General features: G+C 71.6%; 4 protein-coding genes and 1 pseudogene. 3 read left to right on the forward strand and 2 right to left on the reverse strand.

Annotated features, from left to right (window positions below):
* Positions 1 to 1,494: glycosyltransferase (locus FV223_RS21495; protein WP_147728904.1), on the forward strand; the 1,494-nt coding region annotated here is incomplete at its 5' end.
* Here the strand turns inward: FV223_RS21495 and purC are convergent.
* Both purC and nth read right to left on the reverse strand, forming a co-directional pair.
* Entirely contained in the window at positions 1,442 to 2,236 is a 795-nt protein-coding gene (gene purC / locus FV223_RS21500) for a phosphoribosylaminoimidazolesuccinocarboxamide synthase (protein WP_147728905.1), read from the reverse strand. The genes FV223_RS21495 and purC overlap by 53 nt on opposite strands.
* A gap of 328 nt (positions 2,237 to 2,564) precedes the next feature.
* A complete protein-coding gene (gene nth / locus FV223_RS21505) occupies positions 2,565 to 3,269 on the reverse strand; it encodes an endonuclease III (protein ID WP_313898983.1) in 705 nt (234 codons plus the stop codon).
* 44 nt (positions 3,270 to 3,313) lie between these two features.
* Between nth and FV223_RS21510 the strand changes: the two genes are divergently transcribed.
* Both FV223_RS21510 and FV223_RS21515 read left to right on the forward strand, forming a co-directional pair.
* Positions 3,314 to 3,835, forward strand: coding sequence for a DUF2244 domain-containing protein (locus FV223_RS21510; protein WP_147728907.1), 522 nt, complete (start codon positions 3,314 to 3,316; stop codon positions 3,833 to 3,835).
* 74 nt (positions 3,836 to 3,909) lie between these two features.
* A pseudogene (locus tag FV223_RS21515) lies at positions 3,910 to 4,194 on the forward strand (amidase family protein); the annotation flags it as partial.

Genomic DNA, 4,194 nt, shown 5'->3' on the forward strand with positions numbered 1-4,194 from the left:
CGCCGGGCCTTCGCCGCCGCCTTCGCCGCCGATCCGAGCCTGCACGCGCTCTACGGCGACGCGCTGGTCCAGGCTTCGCCCGGCGGCCCGGTGTTCCCGCTGCTGCGCCCGGCCTTCGATCCCGACTACCTGATGGCCGTCGACTGGCTCGGCCCGGTGCTCGCCGTGCGCTGGACGAGCCTTTGCGCGATCGCCGGCGGGGACGCGGAGATCTCGGCCCTCGACGCCGCCTTGCGCATCGTCGAGCGCTTCGGCCCGGACGCGATCGGGCACCTGCCGGGGATCGTGTCGGTTCGGATCGGGCCGGACCTCGCTTCCGACCGCGCGCCTTCCCTCCCCCCTCTGCGGGGGAGGGGACCCTCCGAAGGCGAGCGGGAGAGGGGAGCGACCGATCCGGTCACGGCGCTCCCCGCTCCCGACCCTCGCTCGCGCGAGGCCCACCCTCTCCCGCTTCAGGGCGAGGGAAGGCGGGGGCCGCAAGACGCCCATCTCGAAACCCGGCTCGCCAGCCTACGCCGGCACCTCGACCGCACCGGTCGGGCCGCGACCCGGCTCGCGCGCGAACCCGACGGCGTCGTCTCGGCCCTGCATCCGCTGCCCGATCCGCTTCCCCTGGTCAGCGTCATCGTCCCGACCCGCGACCGGGTCGATCTGCTACGCGCGTGCCTCGACGGCCTGCGCACCCGCACCGACTGGCCGAGCCTCGAGATCCTGATCGCCGACAACGACAGCCGCGCGCCCGAGACCCTGGCCTACTTCCGCGCCCTCGAAGGCGAGGGGGTGCGCGTCGTCGCCTGCCCGGGGCCGTTCGACTTCGCCGGCATGAACAACGCCGCCGCCGCGCTGGCGCGGGGCGCGCTGCTCGCCTTCGTCAACAACGACGTCGAGGCCTTCAGGCCGGACTGGCTCGGGCGGATGGTGCGCGAGGCGCTGCGGCCCGAGATCGGCGCGGTCGGCGCCAAGCTGCTCGACGGGGAGGGCCGGATCCAGCACGGCGGCATCGTGCTCGGCACCGGAGGCCTCGCCACCCATGCGCATCGGCACTTCCCCGGGGACGCCCCCGGCGACGGCATGCGCCTGCGGGCGACGCATGCGGTCTCGGCCGTCACCGCCGCCTGCCTCGTGGTCGAGGCGGCCAAGTTCCGCGCGGTCGGCGGCTTCGACGCCGCGCATTTCGCGGTCGACTTCAACGACGTCGACCTGTGCCTGCGCCTGAACGCGGCCGGCCACCGCACGCTGATGGTGCCAGGCGCGGTGCTGCATCACCGCGAGGGCGCGAGCCGAAAGCGCTCGCCGGAGGCCGAAAGCCGCCACGCCCGCGAGGTCGCGGCATTCAAAATGCGATGGGGGCCGCTGCTGGTGCAGGACCCCCATTATCATCCGGGCTTCGATCCCGATCTCTCGACCCACGCCCGGCTGCGCGCGGGCGCCGTCGACGGCCCTACTGGACCAGGCGCGGTCCGCCGGTCTGGACCTTCTCGTTCTCCGACATGATCCCGAGCCGCTTGGCGACCTCGGTATAGGCCTCGATCAGGCCGCCGAGATCCTTGCGGAAGCGGTCCTTGTCGAGCTTGTCGGCGGACTTGATGTCCCACAGCCGGCACGAATCCGGGGAGATCTCGTCGGCGACGACGATGCGCATCATGTCGCCCTCCCACAGGCGGCCGGTCTCGATCTTGAAGTCGACCAGGCGGATGCCGACGCCGAGGAACAGGCCCGACAGGAAGTCGTTGACGCGGATCGCCAGCGCCATGATGTCGTCGATCTCCTGGGGCGTCGCCCAGCCGAACGCGGTGATGTGCTCCTCCGACACCATCGGGTCGTTGAGCGCGTCGTTCTTGTAGTAGAACTCGATGATCGAGCGCGGCAGCTGGGTGCCCTCCTCGAGCCCGAGCCGCGTCGCCAGCGAGCCGGCGGCGACGTTGCGCACCACCACCTCGAGCGGGATGATCTCGACTTCGCGGATCAGCTGCTCGCGCATGTTGAGCCGGCGAATGAAATGGGTCGGCACGCCGATGTCGTTGAGGTGCTGGAAGACGAACTCCGAGATCCGGTTGTTCAGCACGCCCTTGCCGTCGATGATCTCGTGCTTCTTCGCGTTGAAGGCGGTCGCGTCGTCCTTGAAGTGCTGGATGAGCGTTCCCGGCTCCGGACCCTCGTAGAGGACCTTCGCCTTGCCCTCGTAGATGCGACGGCGGCGGTTCATAGGCGTGTACCGTGGTTTGAGGAAGTCCATCGGGCCGTGGCTCCTTGGCGACGAGACGTGCGCGGATTCCGCGGCGTTCAGACCTCGGGAGAGGTCGGGCCGCGGGCACATGTCATGGCTGGGAACCCCGGCGACCGTGCCGCAAACTACCCGAAGCGCGCTGGCAGCACAACGCGTTAGCCGGGTGGGGGATACGCGCGGCGCGCCTTCCTCGGCCTTGGTCGACGGCGGCGTTCGTCCGTCGCGCGCACGCTTCCCGCCCCCGCCCCGTCATCCCGGGCTCGCCTTCGGCGCCCCGGGATGGCGGGCGGGATGACGGGATGCCTTCCCCCTTGCAGGCCTCACACCGGGGCGCCCCTCACGCCGTCTTGTCCGGGTAGCGGCACAGGTCGGCGATCGGGCAGTTCGGGCAGTCGGGCTTGCGCGCCTTGCAGACGTAGCGGCCGAACAGGATCAGCCAGTGGTGGGCATTGAGGCGGAAGGGCTCGGGCACCAGCGCCTCCAGCCCGGCCTGGACCTTGTCGGTGGTGGCGGCGACCACCAGCGGGATGCGGTTGGCGACACGGAAGATGTGGGTGTCGACCGCGATGCGGGCCTCGCCGAAGGCGACGTTGAGCACCACGCTCGCGGTCTTGGCGCCGACGCCGGGCAGCACCTGCAGCTCCGCTTGGCTGCGCGGAACCACCCCGCCGTGCTGCTCGACCAGGATGCGCGAGAGCGCGATCACGTTCTTCGCCTTGGTGTTGAACAGCCCGATCGTGCGGATGAAGTCGCGCACCCGGTCCTCGCCGAGCGCCAGCATCGCCTCCGGGGTGTCGGCGATCGCGAAGAGCGGCCCGGTCGCCCGGTTCACGCCGACGTCGGTCGCCTGGGCCGACAGCACCACCGCGACGAGCAGCGTGTAGGGGTTGAGGAACGTGAGCTCGGCCCGCGGCTCGGGATTGGCCGCCCGCAGGCGCGAGAAGATCGCGACGACGGCCTCGGGGCCGACCGGATCGGGCGCGCGGGTGGCGCGTGCGACGATCGGTCGGGCGAGCGTGCCCCCGATCGCGGCTTTCTTCACGGCGGGCGGCTTCCTGGCTGGCATCGTCGGGTTATATTGGCCCCATGGCGAGCGGCAACCTCCACGTCCACCCGGACGGCCTCGATCCCGATACCATCGACCGGCCGGTGTTCTCGGCCACCATCCGGCCGGCCCAGTCCCTGAGCCGCGCCGGCTTCAAGGTGGTGATGACGGGCTGCTGCCTGGTCTCGCTGGTGATCTCGGTCTGGTGCTGGCGCATGGGCTTCTGGCCGGTCGCCGGCTTCTTCGGCCTCGACATGCTGGCGATCTACGCCGCGCTCAAGGTCAGCTTCCGCCGCGGCCGCTCCTTCGAGGAGGTGATGATCTCCCAGCTCGAGATCCTGCTCACCCGCGTCAGCCACCGCGGCGAGCGCCACCAATGGCGCTTCAACCCGCTCTGGACCAAGCTCACCCAGGTCGAGGACGAGGAGTTCGGGTTGCAGCGCCTGACCCTGGTCTCGCGCCGGGAATACGTCGTCGTCGCCCGCGACGCCTCGCCCGACGAGCGCGCCCGCATCGCCCGCGGCCTCACCGGCGCGCTGGCGCAGGTGAAGAAGGGGTACTGACCGGCGCGCCGCGTGTTTCCCGGCTCGTCGGCACGGAAGATGCCTCGTCCCCCACACCCCAGCGGATGACGCCCGTGCACGACACCTCCACCATCGACCGACGCGCCCTGCTCGGCGGAATCGCGACGGCTGCGGCCCTCGCGGCATCGCCCGCCCGGGCGGGCGGCACGAACGCGCTCACCGCCGCCTCCGCGAGCGCGCTGGCCGAGGCGATCCGCACCCGGCGCGTCACCGCCGCGGAGGTGGTCGAGGCGCATCTGGCCCGCATCGCCGCGGTCAACCCGAAGCTCAACGCCGTCGTGCAGCTCACCGCCGACTCCGCGCGGCGCGAGGCGGCGGCCGCCGACGCCGCCCTGGCG

Origin of the sequence: Methylobacterium sp. WL116 (genome assembly GCF_008039455.1) — a bacterium.
Classification (GTDB): domain Bacteria; phylum Pseudomonadota; class Alphaproteobacteria; order Rhizobiales; family Beijerinckiaceae; genus Methylobacterium.

Coding starts and splice junctions, on each gene's coding strand:
- purC (WP_147728905.1), bottom strand. CDS start 2,236: ATGGACTTCCTCAAACCACGGTACACGCCTATGAACCGCCGCCGTCGC.
- FV223_RS21510 (WP_147728907.1), top strand. CDS start 3,314: ATGGCGAGCGGCAACCTCCACGTCCACCCGGACGGCCTCGATCCCGAT.